We start from the raw sequence: 23,309 nt of genomic DNA on the forward strand, positions 1-23,309 counted from the left end.
AAAGAGAACAGGAATGTGAGGCTCATGGCAAGCGAAAGCAGCACCCCCCCCGCCGAGGGCGCCAGCGAGGTCGTCACCCGTTTCGCCCCCTCGCCGACCGGCTTCCTGCATATCGGCGGGGCGCGCACGGCGCTGTTCAACTGGCTCTATGCGCGCCACCACGGCGGCCGCACGCTGCTGCGCATCGAGGACACCGACAGGAAGCGCAGCACCCAGGAGGCGATCGACGCGATCATCGAGGGTCTCGACTGGATGGGCCTCGACTACGACGCGCCCCCGATCTTCCAGTCCGACCGCGCCGAGCGCCATGCCGAGGTCGCCTGGCAGCTCCTCGCCGCGGGCCACGCCTACAAGTGCTTCGCCACCCCCGAGGAGCTCGAGGCGATGCGCGAGGAGCAGCGCGCCCAGAAGAAGCCGCTGCGCTACGACGGACGCTGGCGCGACCGCGATCCCGCCGAGGCGCCCGAGGGCGCGCCCTTCGTCATTCGCATCAAGACGCCCCTCGACGGCGAGGTCACGATCCACGACCGTGTCCAGGGCGCGGTGACGGTGCGGAACGAGGAGCTCGACGACTACGTCATCCTGCGCGCCGACGGCACGCCCACCTACATGCTCGCGGTGGTGGTCGACGATCACGACATGGGCGTGACCCACGTGATCCGCGGCGACGATCACTTGAACAACGCCTTCCGCCAGCTGCCGGTCATCCGGGCGATGAACGAAATCGAGGGGAGCTGGCCCGACCCGGTCTATGCCCACATCCCGCTGATCCACGGCTCCGACGGGGCGAAGCTCTCGAAGCGCCACGGCGCGCTCGGGGTCGAGGCCTATCGCGACGAGTTCGGAATCCTTCCCGAGGCGCTGTTCAACTACCTGCTGCGCCTCGGCTGGGGCCACGGGGACCGCGAGGAGATCACCCGCGAGGAAGCGATCGCGCTTTTCGACCTCGACGGGGTGGGCAAGAGCCCCTCGCGGTTCGACATGAAGAAGCTCGAGAGCCTGAACGGCCACTACTTGCGCGAGGCGGATGATGCACGGCTCGCCGCGCTGGTCGCCGCGCGGATCGGCGAAGGGGCCGACGAGGCGCTGCTCACCCGGGCCATGCCGGTCCTCAAGGTGCGCGCGAAGAACTTGGGCGAAGTGGTTGAGGGCGCTGGCTTCCTCTTCGCCAAGCGCCCGCTCGCAATGACCGAAAAGGCCGCCCAGCTGCTCAAGGGCGACGCGCCGGTGATCCTCCGCAAGATTCACGACGTTCTTGCAGCGCAAAACGACTGGACAAGCGAGGCGCTCGAAGCCACTACGAAGGCGCTTGCGGAGGAGCTTGGATTGGGTCTCGGCAAGCTGGCGCAGCCGATGCGCGCAGGCCTGACCGGGACGACCACCTCACCCGGCATCTTCGATGTGCTGGTCCTGCTCGGACGCGACGAGGCGCTCGCCCGCCTCGACGCCCAGGCGGCCTAGGGACATCGGCCCGTCGCACTGGGGCACTACAGGGTTTTTGGACAGGAGACAGATCTTGGCAGACAAGACGGCAAAACTCGACATCGGCGGCAAGACCTACGAGTACCCGGTACTCGAAGGCAGCACCGGCCCCGACGTGATCGACATCCGCAAGCTCTATGCGCAGACGGGTGCCTTCACCTTCGACCCCGGCTTCACCTCGACCGCGGCCTGCGAGAGCGCGCTCACCTATATCGACGGCGACGAGGGCGTGCTGCTCCACCGCGGCTATCCGATCGGCCAGCTCGCCGAGGATTCGAGCTTCATGGAGGTCTCCTACCTGCTGCTGAACGGCGAACTGCCGAGCAAGCAGGAGCTCGACGACTTCAGCCGCACCATCACCCGCCACACCATGCTGCACGAGCAGCTGATGACCTTCTACCGCGGGTTCCGGCGTGACGCGCACCCGATGGCGATCATGTGCGGCGTGGTCGGCGCGCTCTCGGCCTTCTATCACGACAGCACCGACATCTCGGACCCCGAGCACCGCAAGATCAGCTCGCACCGCCTGATCGCCAAGATGCCGACGATCGCGGCGATGGCCTACAAGTATTCGGTCGGCCAGCCCTTCATCTACCCCGACAACTCGCTGAGCTACACCGGCAACTTCCTGCGCATGACCTTCGGCGTGCCGGCCGAGCCCTATGAGGTGATCCCGGCAGTCGAGCGGGCGATGGACCGGATCTTCATCCTCCACGCCGACCACGAACAGAACGCCTCGACCTCGACCGTGCGGCTCGCCGGTTCCTCGGGCGCGAACCCCTTCGCCTGCATCGCGGCGGGCATCGCCTGCCTGTGGGGCCCGGCGCATGGCGGCGCGAACGAAGCGGCGCTCAACATGCTCAAGGAGATCGGCACCCCCGACCGCATCCCGCACTATATCGAGCGTGCCAAGGACAAGAACGATCCCTTCCGCCTGATGGGCTTCGGCCACCGCGTCTACAAGAACTACGACCCGCGCGCGACGGTGATGCAGAAGACCGTGCGCGAGGTGTTCGATGCGCTCAAGGTCACCGACCCGCTGTTCGAGACCGCGCTGCGCCTCGAGGAGATCGCGCTCTCCGACCCCTACTTCATCGAGAAGAAGCTCTTCCCCAACGTCGACTTCTATTCGGGCATCATCCTTTCGGCGATCGGCTTTCCGACCACCATGTTCACCGCGCTCTTCGCGCTCGCCCGCACGGTCGGCTGGGTCGCGCAGTGGAACGAGATGATCAGCGACCCCGGCCAGAAGATCGGGCGCCCGCGCCAGCTCTACACCGGGCCGACGCAGCGCGACTATATCCCGCTCAGCCAGCGCTGAGCGCCTGAGCAATGCTTATGCTGAGGGCGGCAGGGATGTTCCTTGTCGCCCTCGGTTGCATCTGGGGTCTGCAGGGCCTGGGCTTGCTCGACTGGCCGCGCGGCAGCATCATGCTCGGCGAGCGCACCTGGGCCTGGCGAGGCGCTGGGCTTGCCGCGGTCGGGGCGTCTCTCATCGGACTTGTTGAATGGCGCCGCCGAAGTTGATGCGAGCGGGAAGGATTGCCCGAACGCCGATCCTACACACGGACCGCCGAAATCCCGGCCCCGCATGTACTTGCTGAACGAGCCGGCCTTGCCGCTTCAGTTCGAGGGAAGTTCCAGCGTGAACAGCGCGCCCCCGCCCGGCGCTGCGCCGACCGTGAGGGTGCCGCCCATCGCCTCGGCGAGGCGGCGCGAGATGTAGAGGCCGAGGCCCGAGCCGCCGTCGCGCCCGCCGTCGCTGTCGCGCCCCAGGCGCTCGAACTTGTCGAAGATCCGCTCCGCCTGCTCGGGTGTGACGCCCGGCCCCTCGTCGGCGACCGTCACCGCCACGCGCCCCTCGCCGTGGGATGCGAGCGCGGTGATCGTCACCGTGCTCGCCGCCGGGGCGTAGGCGATGGCGTTGCCGATGAGGTTGATGAGGATTTGCAGCACGCGCCGGAATTCGGCCGTGGCGACCGCCGCGCCGCGCTCGCCCTCGACCACCAGCACCGTCTCGCGGTTCTGCGCGCGCACGCCGAGGATCCCGGCCGCCCGCCGCGCCGCGTCGGCGAGGTCGACCGGCTCCTTCGCGGTGGTGAAGCCGGGAGTCTCGACCACCTCGAGATCGGCGAGGTCGTCGAGCATCGCGGCGAGGTGCTGCCCGGCGCTAGCGATGGTCCCGGCGTAGTCGCTGTATTCCTCGCGCAAGGGCCCGGCGAGGCGCGCGCGGATCGTCTCGGCATTGGCGATGATCCGCGCCACCGGCTGGCGCAGCACCGGGGTGAGCGCGGTGCCGACGAGCCGCGCAGGCGAGGCGTCTGGGGTCTCGGGCGAAGGCGGCGCGCTCTCGTCCAGCGGCTCCTCGGCGATCAGCAGCAGCTCGAAGCCTGCCGGGGCCTGCGGGTCGGGGCCGAGCGGGATGAGCCGCACCCGCCAGTGCCGCTGCGAGCCGGCGAAGCGGCAGGAGGCGCCGTCGAGCAGGCGCCAGTGGAGCGGCTGCTGGTGGGCGATTCCGGTGAGTTCGACCAGCTCGCTCCACACCTGCCCCGGCGCGGCGAGCGCGGCGGCCTGGAGCGCGGCGGCGTCGGCGGCACGGGCGCTCAGCACCTGGAGCCGCTGGCGCGCGTCGAGCCGCGCGGTGACCTCGGCGGTCGCGCGGTCGATCGCGTCGAGGCGCTCGGCGAAGTCGCGGCTGCTCGGCGGGGTGACCGGGCTGCGCTGCCAGTTCTCGACCAGCACCTCGCAGCCGCCCCCCTCGGCCTCGCCCAGCGGATGGATGCGCGCGAAACCCGAGACCTCGGCATCGCCGTCGAAGGCGCTGAAGGCACGCGCGATCCTGAGGCCCATGGCGCGCGCCTGCTGGACGAGCGCGAGCAGCTCGGGGATCGCGAGGGTGCCGGGCAGGTCGCCCCCGCAGCGCTCCTGGAGTTCGGCGAGCGGCGCGTCGGCGCTGAGCAGCCGGTGCTGCGCATCGGTGAGGCCATAGGCCCCGAGGAGGCTGTGGGTCGCGTCCATGCCGGTCGTCACCGCGCCGTCGCGGCCCCGGCGAGCGCGGCGGCCTGCTCGGGCGAGAGCGCGGCGAGGCCCGGGGGCAGCGGCGCGCCGGGCGCGAGGAGGAGCCGCTGGCGCTCGGCCGCCTCGGACCCGAGCCCGGCGGCGCGCAGCAGCAGGGCGAGCCGCGCGGCCTGCCCCTCGTGGCAGGCGAGCACCGCCGCCTCGCGCGCCGTGCGCGCAGCGGCGGCGAGCGCGCTGGCGAAGAGCGCGAGGCCCGCATGGTCGAGAGCCAGCGCCGCAACCGCGCCGCGGCGCATCGCCGCGACCAGCCTCGCCAGCAGGCCGATCCGCGTCGCCGCTTCGTCGTAGCCCGCCTGGAGCCGCACCAGCGCGCCGCTGTCCGGCGCCGAAGCCTGCGCATGGGCGACGAGCGCGTGGAACAGCTCGGCCGGAAGCTCCCAAAGCGGCAGCTCCATGCGCCGCTGCCCCTGGACGAAGCGCGACTGCGCGGCGAGCGCGCTCATCGCGAGGCCGGCGACCTCGGGGTCGGGCGAGGCGATCAGCTCCTGGAGCAGCGGGCTCAGGACGGGATCGAGCGCCTGGCGCTGCTGGAGGCGACCGGCGATCAGGCTCTCGGCGGCGAGCGCGTGGCAATGGGCGAGCAGCGCCTCGTCGCCCATCAGCCGGCCGGCGAGCGCCTCGCGCGCGGCGGGGTCCCCGCCCTCGCGCACCGCCGGATCGCGGCCCGCGAGCGCGGCGTCGAGCTGCGCGGCGATATCGAGGATCATGCCCCGCACCCGCGCGAGCACGGCGTCGCTCACGAGCGCGTCGGCATCGGCGCTGAGCAGGTGGCGCAGGACAGGCACGACCGCAGCCAGCGCGCGGGCTTCCCGCGCGAGCTCGTCCCGCAGGATCGCCTCGACAGCATGGTCGGCGGCAAGGTCCATCGTCTCTTCGCCCATCGGTACACGGACATAGTGCCCGCTTGGTTAAGGACGGGTTAGATCAATCCCCGGCGCGGTGCAGCAGCAAAGCTGCAAGCAGCCCCAAGGCGAGACAGGCCGCCGCTTCGGGGAGCAGGCCTGCAAGGCTCGCGGCGGCGAGCAGGAGCAGCAGGCTCGCCCGATCCGAGGCGGCTCTGGCGAGCGCGCCGTGCGGGCGACGCGCGACGAGCCGGGCGAGGCCGACCACCAGCGGGCCGACCACCGCGAGCGGCTGCCACGCGGGCCACGGCGCGAGCGCGAACCACAGGGTCAGCCCTCCCAGCACGTCGACCGCCGCCGCCAGCGCCGCCGCACCGCGCCGGTCGCCCGGCGTTCGGCTGAGCCGATTGGCAAGCGCGGTGAGGATCGCGGCGACCTCGGCAGCGAAGGCCCCGAGCCCGGCGAGCGTCAGCGCCGCGGCGGGCGGGCCGAAGGCGGCGACCAGCACCGCGGCGAGCAGCAGCACCAGTGCGCTCGCCCCGGCGATCAGCCGGCCCTCGCCGAGCCCGCGCGGCACCACCGCGCGGACCAGCCTCGCGGCCAGCGCGGACATCGGCGCGCGCCAATCGGCGGGCGGCGCGGCGCGGGCGATGAGGCCGCTCCCGGCTTCGGCGGCGACGGCGGCGTTGGCGGCGAGCAGCCAGCTCTCGGGCACCAGCTCGCGCGCGGCGAGGTCGCGGGTCGGCGTCCCGGCCTGGAGCGCGAGGCGCAGCAAGAGGCCGATCGCGTCGGCATCGGCGGGCATCTCGGCAAGCTGCTGCGCCGGGGCGCCGCGCATCGCGAGGACGCCCGCCCAGTGGCGCGCGGCGTCGATCCGCTCGAAATCCTCGGGGTGCGCCGCGGCGAGCGGGTGGTCGGCGGGGATGGTGGCGACCGCCCGGACGAGCGCGCCCTCACCTCCGCCCAAGACGGCGCGCACCACCTGCGGATCGGGCACCAGCCCGTCGGCGAGGATCACGAGGTCGTCCTCGGCGCGCACCAGCGCGGGGATCGCGGCGAAGCCCCTGAGCGCGTGGAACGCGGTCCCGCTCGCCTCGAGCGCGTGCTGGAGCGCGAGCACCGCGCCGGTCGGCGTCGGCGTGTCGGTGAGGCACAGCACCCGCTCGACCCCGAGCTCGCCGAGCAGTGCCGCCTGCCAGGCGAGCACCGGGCGCCCGGCGAGCGGGAGCTCGGCGCGCAGGGTCCCCTCCTCGCTGCGCCGCAGCGCGGCTATCAGGCCGATGCGCATGCCACTTCCCTTGCCATGAACCCGTGCCCCCGGCGGGGCGCGCGGCAAGGGTGGCGGTTTCGCTGGCGAGGTTCAAGGTGTCGGGCGCGGCTGTGCCCGACGCCGAGCGCGCGCTTGCGTCAGCGCGTCTCGCGCGCCTGGGCGCGGGCGAAGCGGGCGATCACGCCGTCGATCTCGCGGATCGCCATCGGCTCGCCGGGCGCGGCGTGGAGCGCGATCTCGGCGGCCTGGAGGAGGTCCTCGGCGTGGAAGCTCGCCGCGAGGCCCTTGAGGCGCATCGCCGCGACGTGCCAGTTCCCGTCGCAGCGCGCGCGCTTCAACAGGTCGAGCTGGCGCGTGGCGCTCTCGAGGAAGGCGGCGCGCAGCTCGCGCAGCAGCGCGGCATCGTCGCCGGCCGCCGCCGCGAGGGTCGCATCGAGGGCACCGTGGTTGAACGCCATGCCCCCGGCATAGTCCCGAGTGGTTAAAGCGGGGTTTATCGCCGGAACCAGTGTGGTAAGACTGCGGCATGACAGGACGGCACCAGATGCGCGCCTTGGGGCGCGGGAGCGGCTCGGGCGGGGCAGATGCGCCGGAGGTTCCGGAGAGCGACGGCATGGGCGACGAGATGCTCGAGCTCGACAGCGCGTGGGTCGAAAGCGGCGCCGAGGACGATGACGCCCCGCTCCCCTCCCCCACCCGCTTCGGCTGGCTCGCCCCGGCGCTGGCGCTGGGCGCGGTGGCGGGCTGGACCGCGTTCTTCGCCTGGGCGCTGCTCCCCGACATCCGCAGCGGGGCTTCCCCGCGCGAATGGGCCGGGTGGATCGTCCAATGGGCCGTGCCGGTCGCGCTGATCGGGATCGCCTGGCTGCTCGCGATGCGCTCCTCGCAGGCCGAGGGACGGCGCTTCGCCGCCACCGCCGCCGCGATGACCCGCGAGAGCGAGGCGCTCGAGGCGCGGCTCAAGGTCGTCAACCGCGAGCTCAGCCTCGCGCGCGAGTTCATCGCCGCGCAGGCGCGCGACCTCGAGGCGCTCGGCCGGATCGCCGCCGAGCGCCTCTCGGCCCATGCCGGCGAGTTGCAGGGCCTCATCGCCACCAACGGCGCGCAGGTCGAGGCGATCGCCACCACCAGCGAGACCGCGCTCGGCAACATGAACCGGCTGCGCGACGACCTGCCGGTGATCGCCAACGCCGCGCGCGACGTCGCCAACCAGATCGGCAGCGCGGGCCGGGTCGCCGAGGAGCAGGTCGCCAAGCTGACCGGCGGGTTCGAGCGCCTTGCCGCGATCGGCCATGAGAGCGAGGCCCGAACCGGGCGCCTCGGCGCCGAGTTCGGTGCTGTGCTCGAAGCGCTGGAAGCGCGCTCCGAAGCGGTCGCGCACGCGACCGAGGCGGTCGCGGCGCGGCTCGCCGAGGCGAGCGGCAGCGCCGAGGCGAGCTTCGCCGCCGCCATCGCCGCACTCCACGAGAGCCTGGTGGAGAAGCTGCGGCTCGTCGAGGAGCTCGACAAGAGCACCAGCGCCTCGGCGCAGGCGCGGATCGTCCACCTGCGGCAGGAGGCGACCCGCTTCGACGACCATATCGAGGCGAGGAACCGCAATTTCGACGAGCTGATCGAGCAGCGCCGCGCCGCCTTCGAGACCCAGGCCGCGCAGGCGAGCGAGCTGCTCGCCCAGCGCCTCGCCGCGCTCGACGACGAGCTCGCCCGCCGCCGCGAGGCGCAGCTGGCCGACATCGCGAAGCTGGCCGCCGAGGGCGAGGCCATGACCCGGCGCGCCGCCGAACTGGGCCGGGTGGTGGGCGAGGTCGCCGCCACCAGCGATGCGGCGAAGGATTCGCTTGGCGAAGGCCTCGGCACGCTCGAACGCCAGCTCGCCGACAAGCGCGCGGCGCTGGCCGCGACCGAGGCGCAGCTGGTGCAGCTGACCGACAGCAGCGTGCGCCTGCTCGAGATCCTCCAGTCGGGCAGCCGCACCTGCCGCGAGGATCTCGCGACCGGGATCGAGGTCGCCAACGCCGCGCTCGACGGTGCCGAGGCGCGCGCGCGTCATGTCCACGGGCTGATGCTGAGCAGCGCGCAGGCGGGCGGGGACCTGTCCGACTACCTGCTGCGCGCGCGGGCCGAGATCGACGCCGCCGACAGCGCTGTCGCCGACTTCCGCACGCGCCTCGCCGCAGAGACCGAGGAGGCGCTGGCGCGGCTCAATGGCCTGCGCGGCGGCTTCGCGCGGCTTGCCGAGGAAAGCGGAACCCTCGCCGGGGAAACGCAGAAGGCCCTGCGCGAGGCGCTCGGGACGCTCGAGGCGGCGATCCTCGCGACCTTCGCGACACTCGACGAAGGCGCGCGCGAGCGGGTGCCCGCGCTCGCCGCGAGCCTTGCCGGCGAGGCGGTCGAGGCGCTCGAGAAGACCCTGCGCACCGAGACCGCGACCACGCTCGGCAAGCTCGAACAGTCGGCGGCCCATGCCGCGGGCGTCGGGCGCGAGGCGGCGATCCAGCTGCGCGACCAGCTGGTCAAGGTCAACGAGCTCACCGGCAACCTCGAACAGCGCGTCACCCGTGCCCGCGAGATGGCCGAGGAGCAGGTCGGCAACGACTTCACCCGGCGCATGGCGCTGATCACCGACAGCCTCAACTCGGCCGCGATCGACATCTCGGGCGCGCTGGCGAGCGACGTCGCGGATACCGCGTGGGATGCCTATCTCAAGGGCGACCGCGGGATCTTCACCCGCCGCGCGGTGAGCCTCCTCGACAAGGGGACCGCCAAGGACATCGCCGCGCTCTACACCAGCGACGAGAGCTTCAAGGCGAACGTCAGCCGCTACATCCACGACTTCGAGGCGCTGCTGCGCCAGACGCTCTCGACCCGCGACGGGCATGTGCTGAGCGTGACGATGCTCGGCTCGGACATGGGCAAGCTCTATGTCGCGCTCGCTCAGGCCATCGAGCGCCTGCGGACCTAGGTCGCGGCGGCGGACGGCGGCTTGGGGAGGATGTCGATGTCGGCCGCCGTCACCCAGCCATAGCTGAAATTGGCGACGAACAGCGCGGTCAGAACCGCCGCGACGAGGGTCGCGCGCAGGGCAAGGCGGCCGGGGCGGAAATTGGCCGGGGCGCTGTCGGCCTGGCCGGGAACCTTCTCGGCGCCCAATTCCTCGGCGGTGCGCACGCCGAAGGGCAGCATGACGAAGGCGCTCATCACCCAGAACAGGAAGTAGATCGCCGCGATTGAGGTGAGCTGCATCAGGTGGCAAGCCCCGGCATGACCACGCGCACCTGCGGGCGCTTGCCCGACCAGCGCTGCGCCGCCCGGCGCGCGGCGAGGCGCGCGGCCTCGCGGATCGCCGCCTCGTCCTTCGCGTCGCGGCCCTTGAGGCGGTTGATCGCGGCGAGCACGTCGTTCGATGCCTCCTCGAGGAACTCGGGCAGGTCCTCGTCGAGCGGCAGGCCGACCGCCTCGATCACCGGCCTGGCGCCGCGCGCCAGCACCACGACCAGCACGCCCTCGCCCGCGATGCGGCGGCGCATGGTGATCGCCTCGCCATTGGCGGGCGCGATGATGTCGCCATCGAGCACAAGACGCCCGGCGCGCACTTCGGCGATCTTGCCGGGCTTGCCCGGCGCGAGGCGCACGAGGTCGCCGTTCTTCTGCACGACCTGCGAGGGGATGCCGCAGGCCTTCCCGACCCGCGCCTGCTCGGCCATGTGGCGGATCTCGCCGTGGACGGGGACGAGGATTTCCGGCTTCAGCCAGTCGTAGAGCGCCTCGAGTTCGGGGCGGCCCGGGTGGCCCGAGACATGGATCAGCGCCTGCCGGTCGGTCACCATCGTGATCCCGCGCGCGGCGAGCTGGTTCTGGATGCGGCCGATCGCGATCTCGTTGCCGGGGATCTGGCGCGAGGAGAACAGCACGACGTCGCCCGCGGTGAGCTCGATCGGGTGGTTCTCCTCCGCCATCCGCGCGAGCGCGGCGCGCGGCTCGCCCTGCCCGCCGGTGGCGAGGATCAGCACCTCGCCGCGGGGCAGGCCCATCGCGGTCTCGAAATCGACGGGGGTCGGGAAGTCCTCGAGATAGCCGTTGTCCTGCGCGACCTCGATGATCCGGTCGAGCGAGCGGCCCGCGACGACGATCTGCCGCCCGGTCTCGCGCGCGACCTCGCCGAGGGTCTGGAGCCGCGCGACATTGCTCGCGAAGGTGGTGACGACGACGCGCTTGCCCTTGTGGCGCGCGACCTCCTCCATCAGCGCGCGGTGCACCGCGCCTTCGGAGCCCGAGGGGTTGGGGTTGAAGACATTGGTGGAATCGCAGACCAACGCGAGCACGCCTTCCTTGCCGATCTGGCGCAGTTCCTCCTCGGTGGTCGGCTCGCCGATGATCGGCTCCTCGTCGAGCTTCCAGTCGCCGGTGTGGAAGACGCGCCCATGCGGGGTGTCGATCAGCAGCGCGTTGCCCTCGGCGATCGAGTGGGCGAGCGGCAGATAGGTGATCGTGAAGGGCCCGAGCTCGAGCTGGCCGTGGTCCTCCTCGATGATGTTGAGTTCCACTTGCCCAAGCAGCCCCGCCTCCTCGAGCTTCCTCGCGACGAGGTCGGCGGTGAAGGGCGTCGCGTAGAGCGGCACGCCGAGGTCGCCGGCGAAATAGGGCACCGCGCCGATATGGTCCTCGTGCGCGTGGGTGAGGACGATGCCGAGCAGGTCGTCGCGGCGCTCCTCGATGAAGTCGAGGTCGGCGAAGACGAGGTCGACGCCGGGATATTCGTTGCCCGAGAAGGTCATGCCGAGATCGACCATGATCCACTTGCCTTGGGCTCCGTAGAGATTGACGTTCATGCCGATCTCGCCGGAGCCGCCGAGGGCCAGGAACAGGAGTTCGTCTTCGGGGGTGTAGTCGTTTTTCAAGTTCTGTCCGGTTCTGTGAGAGGGTCAGCCGTCTTGCGCCTGGCGCGCGAGGATCGCGAGGCCATCGAGGGTCAGGTCGGCATCGACGTGATCGAAGATGTCGGTCGCGTCGTCGAACAATATGGCGAGCCCGCCCGTGGCTACAACCTTTGCGGGTCGGCCGATTTCGGCCTTCATCTTGTCGACCATGCCCTCCATCATCGCGACATAGCCCCAGAACACGCCGATCAGCATCTGGTCCTCGGTGTTGCGGCCGATCACCGAGCGGCTCTCCGGCGCGCGGATCGCGATGCGCGGGAGCTTGGCGGTCTTGCCGACCAGCGCGTCGAGGCTGAGGTTGATCCCCGGCGCGATCGAGCCGCCCTTGTAGGCGCCGGTGAAGTCGACCGCCTCGAACTTGGTCGCGGTGCCGAAATCGACGACGATGAGGTCGCCGCCGTACTTGTGGTGCGCGGCGAGGATGTTGAGCGCGCGGTCGGCCCCGAGCGAACTCGGCTGGTCGACGTCGATCTCGAAGCGCCACCGCGCCGCGCCCTGCCCGGCGAACAAGGGCGTCTTGCCGAAATATTTCTGGCACAGCACGGTGAGGTTGTGGTCGGCCCGGGGGACCACCGAGGCGACGATGATCTGGGTGATCTGGTCGCGCTCGATCCCCTCGATCTTGAGCAGCTGGAGCAGCCACACCGCGTATTCGTCGCCGGTGCGGCGCGGGTCGGTGGCGATCCGCCAGCGCGCGCGGATGGTATGCGTGCCGTCCGCGGCGAGGTCGAACAGCGCGAAGACGACATTGGTGTTCCCGACATCGGCAGCGAGCAGCATGGTGGTGGTCCCTCTCAGGAAATATCCCCGGCGCGAATGACACGTTCGCTGCCATCCGCCAAGCGCAGCCGCAAGGCGCCGTCGGATTCGTCGAGCCCCGCGAAGGTGCCCGAGCGCACCGAGCCGTCGGTGTCGTGGACGGTGAGCGGCGAGCCGGCGGCGTGGATCGAACCGGCGAGGAAGGCCTGGAGGCTCGCGGCGAGGCCGTAGGTGCGCCACGCCTCGAGGCGGCGGTCGAAGGAGGCGGCGAGGCTGGCGGCGAATTCCTCGAGGGGTGGCGGCGGCGCGACATCGGCGAGCGCGGCGGTCCTGCGGTCCGGTACGTCCGGCGCGCGGGCGAGGTTCACCCCGATCCCGACGACGATGTGACCGCGCACCATCTCGAGGAGGATTCCTGAGAGCTTGCCCCCGCCCAGGAGCACGTCGTTGGGCCACTTGAGGGCGAGCGCCGCACCCTCGCCGATCACCCCGGCGGCGGCGTCGCGGACTGCGAGCGCGGCGACGAAGCTGAGCGAGGCGGGCGGCGGACCGGCACGGGGCCCGAGCACCACCACGGTCGAGCCCATGAAGTTGCCCGCGCCGTCGAACCATTCGCGCCCCTGGCGTCCACGCCCGGCGGTCTGGCGGCGAGCGACGAGCCACTGCCCTTCCGCCCAGCCCTCGCCGCTGCGGACCGCGGCGGCGAGGTCGGCGTTGGTCGAGCCGGTCGCTTCGACGAGCGTGATCAAGCCGCGAGGAACAGCGAGGCCGCGGCCTTGTCGGCGAGGTCGGTCAGCGACGGGGTGAGGAGGTAGCCCAATGGCGAGACGATCAGCGCCGTGAGCCCGAGCAGCACCCAGTGCGCCGCCCCGCTCCTGCCGGTGACCACGCCCGCCGGCTCGTCGAAGAACATCACCTTGACGAACTTGATGTAGTAGAAGGCCCCGATCACGCTCGCGGCGATGGCGATCGCGCCGAAGGCGACGAGCCCGGCCTCGATGGTCGCCTGGAACACCACGAACTTGCTGTAGAAGCCGAGCAGCGGCGGGATGCCGGCGAGGCTGAACATGAACAGCAGCAGCGCCCAGGCGATTGCCGGACGGGTGACCGAGAGGCCGCGGATGTCGGCGAAGGTCTCGTAGAGCTGCCCCTCCTCGCCCCGCAGCATGAGCAGCGCGGCAAAGCTGCCGATGCTCATCGCGACGTAGATGAAGAGATAGACCAGCATCGCGCTCGCGCCGTCGGCGTTCGCCACCGCGAGGCCGAGCAGGATGAAGCCGATATTGTTGATCGAGGAATAGGCGAGCAGGCGCTTCAGGTTCTCCTGCCCGATGGCTCCCAATGCGCCGAAGACGATCGAGGCCAATGCCATGAACATCACGATCTGCTGCCAGGCGGCGACCTGCGCGCCGAACACCTCGAAGACGACCCGCGCGGTGAGGCCGACGGCGGCGACCTTGGGCGCGGTCGAGAAGAAGGCGGTGACCGGCGTCGGCGCGCCCTCGTAGACGTCGGGGGTCCACATGTGGAACGGCACGGCGCTGATCTTGAAGGCAAGGCCGGAGAGCACGAAGATCACCCCGAACAGCGCGCCATAGCCCAGCGTGCCCTCGAGGCCCGCCCGCACCGCCGCGAAGCCCGTGCCGCCGGTGAAGCCGTAGAGCAGGCTCATCCCGTAGAGCAGAATGCCGCTCGCCAGCGCGCCGAGCACGAAATACTTGAGCCCCGCCTCGCCCGAGCGCGTGTCACGGCGCAGGATCGCGGCGAGCACGTAGGAGGTGAGGCTGGTCAATTCGAGCCCGAGGTAGAGGCTCATGAAGTCGTTCGCCGAGACCATCAGCCCCATGCCGACGCTCGAGAACAGGATCAGCACCGGATATTCGGCGCGCATCCCGCGCTCGGTCCCGGCGGCGGGGCCGGCGAAGAAGGCGGGCGCGATCATCAGCGCGGCGATCGCGGCGAGCCAGATCAGCGCCTTGGCGAAGAGCGCGAAGCTGTCGACCTTGAGGAGCCCCCCGAAGGCGAGCGTCGCCGGACCGTCGGTGCCGAAGTGGAGGCCGGGCACAATCAGGAAGCCCGCGGCGAACAGCGCGGCTGCGGCGGCGATGGCGATCGGGCGCGCGGCCTTGTCACCGCCCCAGGCGGCGACCAGCAGCAGGACGAGGCCCGCCCCGCTCAGCACGAGCTCGGGCAGGACCAGGGCGAAGGAAGGCGCGAAGTCCATCAGTGCGCGCCCTCCCCGGCGGCGGAATGTTCGGCAGTGTCATGGTGGAGCGCGTTGGCGGCCTCGGCCCGCGGCGTGCCGGGCGCAAGGCGCGCGTCGGAGGCCGGAGCGGCGGCGGCAAGGCGCGCGTCGAGCGCGGCGATGTCGGCGCGCATCGGCGCAAGGAAGCTCTCGGGATAGACCCCCATCCACAGCACCGCGGCGGCGATGGGCGCCATCATCACCCACTCGCGCGGGCTGATGTCGGACATGGCGGCGGCATCGGGGTTCGTCTGCCCGCCGAAGGCGACGCGGCGGTAGAGGTAGAGCATATAGGCCGCGCCGAGGATGATGCCCGTCGTCGAGACCAGCGCGACCGTGCTCGAGGTCTGGTAGATGCCCGCCAGCGACAGGAACTCGCCGACGAAGCCGCTGGTGCCCGGCAGGCCGATCGAGGCCATGGTGAAGAGCAGGAAGAACAGCGCGTAATAGGGCATGTTGATCGCAAGGCCGCCGTAGCGCGCGATCTCGCGGGTGTGGAGGCGGTCGTAGATGACGCCCACGCACAGGAACAGCGCGCCCGAGACGAGGCCGTGGCTGAGCATCACGATCATCGCCCCCTCGAGACCCTGCACATTGAAGGCGAACAGGCCGACGGTGACGATCGCCATGTGCGCGACCGAGGAATAGGCGATCAGCTTCTTCATGTCGGCCTGCACCAGCGCGACCAGCGAGGTGTAGACCACCGCGACCATCGAGAGGGCAAAGACCAGCCAGGCGAGCTGCGCGGAAGCCTCGGGGAACATCGGCAGGCTGAAGCGGATGAAGCCGTAGCCGCCGAGCTTGAGCAGCACGCCCGCGAGGATCACCGAACCCGCGGTCGGCGCCTGCACGTGCGCGTCGGGCAGCCAGGTATGGAGCGGCCACATCGGCACCTTGACCGCGAAGCTGGCGAAGAAGGCCAGCCACAGCCACGTCTGCGCCTGCGGCGGGAAGCCGTATTGCATCAGCGTCGGGATGTCGGAGGTGCCCGCCTCGGCGACCATCCAGAACATCGCGATCAGCATCAGCACCGAGCCGAGCAGCGTGTAGAGGAAGAACTTGTAGCTCGCGTAGATGCGGTTGTCCCCGCCCCACACGCCGATGATGAGATACATCGGGATGAGGCCCGCCTCGAAGAAGACGTAGAACAGGAACAGGTCCTGCGCCGCGAAGGTGCCGATCATCAGCACCTCCATGAACAGGAAGGCCGCCATGTACTCGCCGACGCGCTTTTCGATCGAATCCCAGCTCGCGAGGATGCAGATCGGCATCAGGAAGACGCTGAGCATGATGAGCAGCAGCGCGATCCCGTCGATCCCGAGCGCGTAGCTGAAGCCCGCGAAGAGCGCGGCGCGCTCGGTGAACTGCCACTGCGGGCCGCCGATCTGGTAGTTCGACCACAGCACGAGGCCGAGCGCAAAGGTGACGAGCGTCGCCCCGAGCGCGATCCAGCGGGCCGCGCTCGCGCCCGCAAACAGGCACGCCAGCGCGCCGACCAGCGGCACGAGCATCATCAGCGACAGGATGGGAAGGCCTTCCATTACGAAGCGCGCTCCTAAAGCAGAACGTAGGTGACCGCGGCGACCAGCCCGAGGAGCATGATCAGCGCGTAGGTGTAGACGTAGCCCGACTGGATCGACTTGGCGGCGACCGACGAGCGCTCGACCACCCAGGCGATGCCGTTGGGGCCGAAGCGGTCAATCGTGCCGATGTCGCCGAGCTTCCAGAAGGCGCGGCCGAAGGCGAAGGCGGGCTTCACGAAGACCGCGTCGTAGAGCTCGTCGAAGTACCACTTGCGGAACACGAAATTGTGCAGGGCTCCGAAGCGGGCCACGAAAGCGGCGGGAATGCCGGGCTTCGCGATGTAGGCGAGGTACGCACCGGCGAGGCCGACCAACATCACCACGGTCGCGGTCAGCTTCACCCAGGTGGGCACGCCGTGCATCGCGTGGATCAGGCCCTCATTATAGAAGATCGAGCCGTTCCAGAACGCCGCATCGTCGATGAACTGGTGGTGGAACACGAAGCCCGCAAAGACCGCGCCGAGACTGAGGATGCCGAGCGGGAGCAGCATCGAGACCGGGCTCTCGTGCGGGTGGTAGCCCGCAGTGCCGTCGTCCTCGTGGGCCGAGGGCACCGAGTGGTGCGCGTCGTGCCCGGCGTGCTCCTGGTGCGGCGCGTTGTGGTGGTCGCCGTCATGGTGCCCGTCGTGGACGGCGTGCTGGATGTGCTCGGAGAGCGCCCAGCGGGGCTTGCCCCAGAAGGTCAGGAACATCAGGCGCCACGAGTAGAAGCTCGTCAGCAGCGCCGCGATCGCGCCCGCCCAGAAGGCGAACTGTCCCGCTCCGTTGTGGCGCGCGAAGGCCGCCTCGAGGATCGCGTCCTTCGAGTAGAAGCCCGCAAAGCCGAACACGCCGAGGATGCCGACCCCGGTGATCGCCAGCGTCCCCGCCATCATCGCCCAGAAGGTCAGCGGGATGTGCTTACGCAGGCCGCCGTAATAGCGCATGTCCTGCTCGTGGTGCATCGCGTGGATCACGCTGCCCGCGCCGAGGAACAGCAGCGCCTTGAAGAAGGCGTGGGTGAAGAGGTGGAACATCGCCGCTCCGTAGGCGCCCACGCCCGCGGCGAAGAACATGTAGCCCAATTGCGAGCAGGTCGAATAGGCGATCACCCGCTTGATGTCCCACTGCGTCGTGCCGATCGTCGCGGCGAAAAAGCAGGTCGCAGCACCCACGATGGTGACAAGGGTGAGCGCGGTCGGCGCGGTCTCGAACATCGGCGAGAGGCGGCACACCATGAACACGCCGGCGGTCACCATCGTGGCGGCGTGGATCAGCGCGGAGACCGGCGTCGGGCCCTCCATCGCGTCCGGCAGCCAGGTGTGGAGGCCGAGCTGGGCGCTCTTGCCCATCGCGCCGATGAACAGGAGGATGCACAGGATGTCCATCGTGTAGAGGCGCATGCCCACGAAGGTGATCGTCGAGCCGCTCATCCCTGGGGCCGCCGCCAGGATCTCGGGGATCGAGGTCGTCTGGAAGACGAGATAGGTGCCGAAGATCCCGAGCATGAAGCCGAGGTCGCCGACGCGGTTGACCACGAAGGCCTTGATAGCCGCCGCGCCCGCCGAGGGCTTCCTGAACCAGAAGCCGATCAGCAGGTAGGAGGCAAGCCCCACCCCTTCCCATCCGAAGAACATCTGGACGAGGTTGTCCGCCGTCACGAGCATCAGCATCGCGAAGGTGAACAGCGAAAGGTAGGCGAAGAAGCGCGGCTGGTCCGGGTCCTCCTCCATGTACCCCCAGGAATAGAGGTGCACGAGCGCGGACACGGAGTTGATCACGACCAGCATGATCCCGGTCATGGTGTCGACCCTGAGCGCCCAGTCGAAGGTCAGCGTGCCGCTCTGGACCCACTTGAGCACCGGCACGACTTCCGGCGTGGCTGTGCCGCCGAGGAAGCCTAGGAAGATCGGCCAAGACAGGCCCGCGGCGAGAAACAGCCCGGCGGTGGTCACGGACTTGGCCGCGACATTGCCGATCATGCGGTTGCCGAGCCCCGCGATAAGGGCAGCCACCAGCGGCGCGAAAACGATGACGAGGATCGGATGCACGAGTATCTTACCCCTTCATCCGGTTGATGTCGTCGACCGCGATCGAGCCGCGGGTGCGGAAGTAGATCACCAGGATCGCGAGCCCGATCGCGGCCTCGGCGGCGGCGACGGTCAGCACCAGCATCGCGAAGACCTGCCCGGCGAGATCGTTCAGGAAGGCGCTGAAGGCGACGAGGTTGATGTTCACCGCGAGCAGGATCAGCTCGACCGCCATGAGGATGACGATCACGTTCTTGCGGTTCAAAAAGATACCCAGCACCCCGAGCACGAACAGGATCGCGCCGACGGTGAGATAATGTTCGATGCCGATCATAGCTCGATTCCCTGCCCGACTTCCGGGTTCTTCATGACGGTGGCCTCTTCGGGACGGCGGCTGATCTGCTTGGCGACGTCCTGCCGCGCGCGCGCGCCGGGCTTGGGCGGCTGGAAGGTCAGCACGATCGCCCCGATCATCGCGACGAGGAGGATGATCCCGGCGATCTCGAAGAGCACGATGTAGCGGCCGTAGAGCAGCGCGCCGAGCGCCTCGATGTTGCTCGCATCCGCCGCCTGCACCGCAGCGCCGTCGGGCGTGCCGAGGGTCAGCCCGCCGGCGTTATAGGCCCCCACGCCCAGCAGCAGCTCGGCCAGCAGAATGCCCGCGATCGCGAGCCCCAGCGGCGCGTTGCGCGCGAAGCCCGCGCGCATTGCGGCGAAGTCGATGTCGAGCATCATCACGACGAACAGGAACAGCACCGCGACCGCGCCGACATAGACGATCACCAGCAGCATCGCGATGAACTCCGCGCCGAGCAGCACCATCAGTCCCGCCGCGTTGAAGAAGGCGAGGATCAGCCAAAGCACCGAGTGCACGGGGTTGCGCGACCAGATCACCATGACGGCGCTGGCGACGACGATGGCCGCGAAGAAGTAGAAGGCGATGGCCTGTATCATGATGATCCCCAACCTTCGGAATTGCCGCCCGCCATGCGCGCCGCCCCGAGTGTCGTCCTTGTTGATCCCATAGTCTCGAGCGAGAGCAGGATTTCGCCCTGCCCCCGCGGTTGTCGTTATGTCCGGCGCGCCCTAGCGGTAGGGGGCGTCGGCTTCAAGGTTGGCCGCGATGGCCCTTTCCCATTTGTCACCGTTCGCGAGCAGCTTGGCCTTGTCGTAAAGCAGCTCCTCGCGGGTTTCGGTCGAATATTCGAAGTTCGGCCCTTCGACGATCGCATCGACCGGGCATGCTTCCTGGCAGAAGCCGCAGAAGATGCACTTGGTCATGTCGATGTCGTAGCGGGTGGTGCGGCGGCTGCCGTCCTCACGCGGCTCGCTCTCGATGGTGATCGCCTGCGCGGGGCACACGGCCTCGCACAGCTTGCACGCGATGCAGCGCTCCTCGCCATTCGGATAGCGCCTGAGCGCATGCTCGCCGCGGAAGCGGGGGCTGAGCGGGGCCTTCTCGAAGGGATAGTTGATCGTCACCTTGGGCTTGAAGAAATACTTCAGCGTCAAGGCGTGCGCCTTGAGGAATTCCCAGAGGGTGAACGATTTGATGAGGTGGGAGACGGAGGTCATCGAAGCTCTCAAAAGATCGCGAACTGTTCGCCGAAGCCACCGGTGGCCATCAGCCAGCTGCTGGTAGCGGCGACAAAGAACAGGCTCATCGGCAGGAACACCTTCCACCCGAGGCGCATCAGCTGGTCGTAGCGGTAGCGCGGCACGGTCGCCCAGATCCAGCTGAACATGAAGAAGAACACGAAGGTCTTGAGCAGGAACCAGATGATCCCCGGCACCGAGTAGAGCACCGGAATGTCCAGCGGCGGCAGCCACCCGCCCCAGAAGAGGAGCGTGTTGAGCGAGCACATCAGCAGGATGTTGGCGTATTCACCCAGCCAGAACAGCGCGAAGCTCATCGAGGAATATTCGGTCTGGTAGCCTGCGACGAGCTCGCTCTCGGCCTCGGTGAGGTCGAAGGGCGCGCGCGCGGTCTCGGCCAGCGCCGAAATGAAGAACACCACCCACATCGGGAAGAGCAGCGGGTGCACCGCATAGGCGTTGATCAGCCCGAGCCCGAAGCCCTGCTGCGCGTTCACGATGCCCGAGAGGTTGAAGGTGCCCGCGAACAGCACCACGCAGACCAACACGAAGCCGATCGAGACCTCGTAGGAGATCATCTGCGCCGAGGCGCGCATCGCCGAGAAGAACGGGTACTTGGAGTTCGACGCCCACCCGCTCATGACGACGCCGTAGACGCCCATCGAGCTGATCGCGAGGATGTAGAGCAGGCCCACGTTGATGTCCGAGAGCACCACGCCCGCATCGAAGGGGATCACCGCCCAGGCCGCGAGCGCGACCGTGAAGGTGATGATCGGCGCGATCAGGAAGATGCCCTTGTTCGCGGCCGAGGGGATGATGGTCTCCTGGAGGAAGACCTTCAGCCCGTCGGCGAAGCTCTGGAGCAGGCCGAAGGGCCCGACCACGTTGGGCCCGCGCCGCAGCATGATCGCGCCCAGCACCTTGCGGTCGACATAGATCACCATGGCGACGGCGAACATGACGAGCAGCGAGATCACGATGATCCCGGTCAGCGTCGCGACGGTCCACGCCCATTCGTAGGGCAGGCCGAGGGATTGGAAGAAACTAGTCATCAGACGCTGTATCCGCCGCTGTTGCTTTCGGTTGCATCGGGACGCTCCTTCTTGAAGGAAGAAGTCGGCTTGCGACTGGTCGCCCACATCGAGATGCGGATGATGGCGATGATCAGGACAAACGCCGCCACAACTGCCGCCAAAATGGTCAGGTTCTCGCTCACTCCGCGGCCTCCCGCACTTCCGCCCCGTGGAGCAGCTCGTCCGAGCAGCGCTGCATCACCGCGCTCGCGCGGGCGATCGGGTTGGTGAGGTAGAAGTCCTTGATCGGGTAGCCCGCAATCTCGCCCTCGGCCTTGGCGGCGCTGTCCGCCTTGGGCAGCGCGCCGTAATCGGCGAGGCCCTCTTCCCCGAGGGCGGGGACGGCGACAATCATGTGCGCCTGCAACTCGGAGAAGCTGTCGAAGCCGACCGTCACCCCTAGCGCATCGGCGAGCGCGCGCAGGATCGTCCAGTCCTCGCGCGCGTCGCCGGGGGCGAAGACCGCCTTCTCGGCGAACTGCACGCGGCCTTCGGTGTTGACGTAGGTCCCGTCCTTCTCGGCATAGGAGGCGGCGGGAAGGATGATGTCGGCGTGATGCGCGCCCTTGTCGCCGTGGTGGCCGATATAGACCTTGAGGCTCCCCGCGTAGGGCGCATAGTCCATCTCGTCCGCACCGAGGCTCAGGAGCACCTTCGGCGCAGCGGCGGCGATGTCGCCCATCCCGCCCGGAAGCGTGAAGCCGAGCATCAGCGAGGCCATGCGCGCCGCCGAGATGTGGAGCACGTTGAAGCCGTTCCACCCCTCACGCACCAGATCGAACTTGTCGACCAGCTTGAGCGCCGCCGGAAGCGCGCCCCTAGCGAGCGCCGCCGCGCCCACGATCACCGCGGGGCGCTGGGCATTCTTCATCGCATCGCCTAGCTCCTTGGGGATGCGGTTCAAAAGCTTGAGGTCGGAGCCGAGGAAGGTCGCCGGATAGGTCGGGTCCCATTCCGGCCCGACGATATAGACCTTCGCGCCCGCCTTCACCGCCTTGCGCAGCCGGACGTTGAGCAGCGCCGCCTCCCAGCGGACATTGCTGCCGACGATCAGGATCGCGTCGGCGGTCTCGATCCCGGCGAAGGTGCTGTTGAAGTTGACTGCCGCGAGGTTCGACACGTCGTAGGTCATGCCGGTCTGGCGCGCCTCGGTGAGGTTCGAGCCGCAGGCGTTCACGAGCGCCTTGGCGGCGAACATCGTCTCGGCGTCGAGCAGGTCGCCCGCCACCGCGGCGATGCTGGCCTTGTCGCCTTCCAGAGCGCCCGCGATCATCCCGAAGGCCTCGCTCCAGTCGGCCGGCTGGAGCTTGCCGTCACGGCGCACCCACACGCGGTCGAGGCGGCGCTTCGTCAGCCCGTCGACCTGGTAGCGGCCCTTGTCCGACAGCCACTCCTCGTTGACGTCGTCGTTGATGCGCGGGAGCGCCCGCATGACCTCGCGGCCGCGCGAGTGCAGCGTGATGTTGGCCCCGACCGCGTCCGAGACGTCGATCGAGAGCGTCTTCTTCAATTCCCAAGGCCGCGCCTCGAAGGCATAGGGCCGCGAGGTCAGCGCGCCGACCGGGCACAGGTCGATGACGTTGGCGCTGAGTTCATGCGCCGCCGCCTTCTCGAGGTAGGTGGTGATCTGCATGTCCTCGCCGCGATAAAGCGCGCCGATCTCGTCCACGCCCGCGATCTCCTCGGAGAAGCGCACGCAGCGGGTGCAGTGGATGCAGCGGGTCATGATCGTCTTGATCAGCGGGCCCATGTACTTCTCGGTCACCGCGCGCTTGTTCTCGTGATAGCGCGAGCCGCCGCGGCCATAGGCGACCGCCTGGTCCTGGAGATCGCACTCGCCCCCCTGGTCGCAGATCGGGCAATCGAGCGGGTGGTTGATGAGCAGGAACTCCATCACCCCCTCGCGGGCCTTCTTGACCATGGGTGAGTCGGTGCGGATTTCCTGCCCCTCGGCAGCGGGCAGCGCGCAGGAGGCCTGCGGCTTGGGCGGCCCGGGCTTCACCTCGACGAGGCACATGCGGCAGTTGCCGGCGATCGAGAGCCGCTCGTGATAGCAGAAGCGCGGGATCTCCTTGCCCGCCATCTCGCACGCCTGGAGCACGGTCGCGCCCGCCGGGACCTCGATTTCCTGACCGTCTACGGTGACTTTAGGCATGGGGCACCCGAGATTCGTAAAGTGAGAAGGTGTTGGCGATAGCCCTGAACTGGTCCGCCGGCACATCGTGTGACTTGCTGTAAAGCTGGGTGTCGCGCTTCAGAACCACGGCATACACGCCGCACTTTTCATCGATGCGTGCTTGTAGCTTCTGCCATCGCGGCATCGCAGTGGGCTTCAACTTCTTCTGGTTGACCATCGCGCGTGCCATGTTCTTCAGAAAATCCTGTTCGCCGGTCACCTTCGCCACTCCATAGGCGCAATTCGCCCACGCTTCCGC

General features: G+C 69.2%; 21 protein-coding genes. 3 read left to right on the forward strand and 18 right to left on the reverse strand.

Annotation, left to right across the window (positions count from 1 at the left end; genetic code table 11):
- The first annotated feature begins 24 nt into the window (after positions 1-24).
- Entirely contained in the window at positions 25-1,461 is a 1,437-nt protein-coding gene (gltX, locus tag ACLBKU_RS09650; protein WP_410179340.1) for a glutamate--tRNA ligase, read from the forward strand.
- A gap of 55 nt (positions 1,462-1,516) precedes the next feature.
- Positions 1,517-2,803 (forward strand): citrate synthase, encoded by a 1,287-nt coding sequence (locus ACLBKU_RS09655; protein WP_410179341.1) that lies wholly within the window; start codon positions 1,517-1,519, stop codon positions 2,801-2,803.
- Positions 2,804-3,105: 302 nt separating this feature from the next.
- Here ACLBKU_RS09655 and ACLBKU_RS09660 read toward each other — a convergent pair whose 3' ends face one another.
- The 4 genes from ACLBKU_RS09660 to ACLBKU_RS09675 form a co-directional block, all read right to left on the reverse strand.
- On the reverse strand, positions 3,106-4,500 hold the full coding sequence (locus ACLBKU_RS09660) for a sensor histidine kinase (protein ID WP_410179342.1): 1,395 nt from the start codon (positions 4,498-4,500) through the stop codon (positions 3,106-3,108).
- A gap of 8 nt (positions 4,501-4,508) precedes the next feature.
- On the reverse strand, positions 4,509-5,441 hold the full coding sequence (locus ACLBKU_RS09665) for a hypothetical protein (RefSeq protein WP_410179343.1): 933 nt from the start codon (positions 5,439-5,441) through the stop codon (positions 4,509-4,511).
- Positions 5,442-5,484: 43 nt separating this feature from the next.
- Positions 5,485-6,690, reverse strand: coding sequence for a hypothetical protein (locus ACLBKU_RS09670; RefSeq protein WP_410179344.1), 1,206 nt, complete (start codon positions 6,688-6,690; stop codon positions 5,485-5,487).
- A gap of 119 nt (positions 6,691-6,809) precedes the next feature.
- Positions 6,810-7,130: an Hpt domain-containing protein gene (locus ACLBKU_RS09675; protein ID WP_410179345.1), complete on the reverse strand. Its 321-nt coding sequence runs from the start codon at positions 7,128-7,130 to the stop codon at positions 6,810-6,812.
- 68 nt (positions 7,131-7,198) lie between these two features.
- On the opposite strand from ACLBKU_RS09675, the gene ACLBKU_RS09680 reads away from it, so the two are divergent.
- Positions 7,199-9,634, forward strand: a complete 2,436-nt coding sequence (locus ACLBKU_RS09680) for an ATPase (RefSeq protein ID WP_410179346.1) — start codon at positions 7,199-7,201, stop codon at positions 9,632-9,634.
- Here ACLBKU_RS09680 and ACLBKU_RS09685 read toward each other — a convergent pair.
- The 14 genes from ACLBKU_RS09685 to ACLBKU_RS09750 form a co-directional block, all read right to left on the reverse strand.
- Positions 9,631-9,915 carry a DUF1467 family protein gene (locus ACLBKU_RS09685; RefSeq protein WP_410179347.1) on the reverse strand — a complete coding sequence of 95 codons (285 nt, stop codon included), beginning with the start codon at positions 9,913-9,915 and terminating at the stop codon, positions 9,631-9,633. The two genes, ACLBKU_RS09680 and ACLBKU_RS09685, sit on opposite strands and share 4 nt — an antisense overlap.
- A complete protein-coding gene (locus ACLBKU_RS09690) occupies positions 9,915-11,570 on the reverse strand; it encodes a ribonuclease J (RefSeq protein ID WP_410179348.1) in 1,656 nt (551 codons plus the stop codon). Before ACLBKU_RS09690 ends, ACLBKU_RS09685 begins: the two co-directional genes overlap by 1 nt.
- Before the next feature lie 24 nt (positions 11,571-11,594).
- A complete protein-coding gene (locus ACLBKU_RS09695; RefSeq protein ID WP_410179349.1) occupies positions 11,595-12,389 on the reverse strand; it encodes a type III pantothenate kinase in 795 nt (264 codons plus the stop codon).
- Between the two features lie 14 nt (positions 12,390-12,403).
- Positions 12,404-13,117, reverse strand: coding sequence for a biotin--[acetyl-CoA-carboxylase] ligase (locus tag ACLBKU_RS09700; protein WP_410179350.1), 714 nt, complete (start codon positions 13,115-13,117; stop codon positions 12,404-12,406).
- A complete protein-coding gene (gene nuoN, locus ACLBKU_RS09705; RefSeq protein ID WP_410179351.1) occupies positions 13,114-14,592 on the reverse strand; it encodes an NADH-quinone oxidoreductase subunit NuoN in 1,479 nt (492 codons plus the stop codon). The genes ACLBKU_RS09700 and nuoN overlap by 4 nt, the downstream gene beginning before the upstream one ends.
- On the reverse strand, positions 14,592-16,154 hold the full coding sequence (locus ACLBKU_RS09710) for an NADH-quinone oxidoreductase subunit M (protein ID WP_410179352.1): 1,563 nt from the start codon (positions 16,152-16,154) through the stop codon (positions 14,592-14,594). The genes nuoN and ACLBKU_RS09710 overlap by 1 nt, the downstream gene beginning before the upstream one ends.
- A gap of 14 nt (positions 16,155-16,168) precedes the next feature.
- A complete protein-coding gene (nuoL, locus tag ACLBKU_RS09715) occupies positions 16,169-18,226 on the reverse strand; it encodes an NADH-quinone oxidoreductase subunit L (protein ID WP_410179353.1) in 2,058 nt (685 codons plus the stop codon).
- A gap of 7 nt (positions 18,227-18,233) precedes the next feature.
- On the reverse strand, positions 18,234-18,539 hold the full coding sequence (gene nuoK / locus ACLBKU_RS09720) for an NADH-quinone oxidoreductase subunit NuoK (RefSeq protein ID WP_267619349.1): 306 nt from the start codon (positions 18,537-18,539) through the stop codon (positions 18,234-18,236).
- Complete coding sequence (locus ACLBKU_RS09725) at positions 18,536-19,159, reverse strand: NADH-quinone oxidoreductase subunit J (RefSeq protein ID WP_410179354.1); 624 nt, start codon at positions 19,157-19,159, stop codon at positions 18,536-18,538. The genes nuoK and ACLBKU_RS09725 overlap by 4 nt, the downstream gene beginning before the upstream one ends.
- A 132-nt stretch (positions 19,160-19,291) precedes the next feature.
- A complete protein-coding gene (gene nuoI / locus ACLBKU_RS09730) occupies positions 19,292-19,780 on the reverse strand; it encodes an NADH-quinone oxidoreductase subunit NuoI (protein ID WP_086607641.1) in 489 nt (162 codons plus the stop codon).
- Between the two features lie 8 nt (positions 19,781-19,788).
- Positions 19,789-20,853 carry an NADH-quinone oxidoreductase subunit NuoH gene (nuoH, locus tag ACLBKU_RS09735; protein ID WP_410179355.1) on the reverse strand — a complete coding sequence of 355 codons (1,065 nt, stop codon included), beginning with the start codon at positions 20,851-20,853 and terminating at the stop codon, positions 19,789-19,791.
- Positions 20,853-21,017, reverse strand: a complete 165-nt coding sequence (locus tag ACLBKU_RS09740; protein WP_410179356.1) for a hypothetical protein — start codon at positions 21,015-21,017, stop codon at positions 20,853-20,855. The genes nuoH and ACLBKU_RS09740 overlap by 1 nt, the downstream gene beginning before the upstream one ends.
- Complete coding sequence (gene nuoG / locus ACLBKU_RS09745) at positions 21,014-23,029, reverse strand: NADH-quinone oxidoreductase subunit NuoG (RefSeq protein ID WP_410179357.1); 2,016 nt, start codon at positions 23,027-23,029, stop codon at positions 21,014-21,016. Before nuoG ends, ACLBKU_RS09740 begins: the two co-directional genes overlap by 4 nt.
- Positions 23,022-23,270, reverse strand: a complete 249-nt coding sequence (locus ACLBKU_RS09750) for a hypothetical protein (protein ID WP_410179358.1) — start codon at positions 23,268-23,270, stop codon at positions 23,022-23,024. The genes nuoG and ACLBKU_RS09750 overlap by 8 nt, the downstream gene beginning before the upstream one ends.
- Positions 23,271-23,309 lie beyond the last annotated feature (39 nt).

The organism is Erythrobacter sp. NE805 (assembly GCF_046452355.1).
Taxonomy (GTDB): domain Bacteria; phylum Pseudomonadota; class Alphaproteobacteria; order Sphingomonadales; family Sphingomonadaceae; genus Erythrobacter.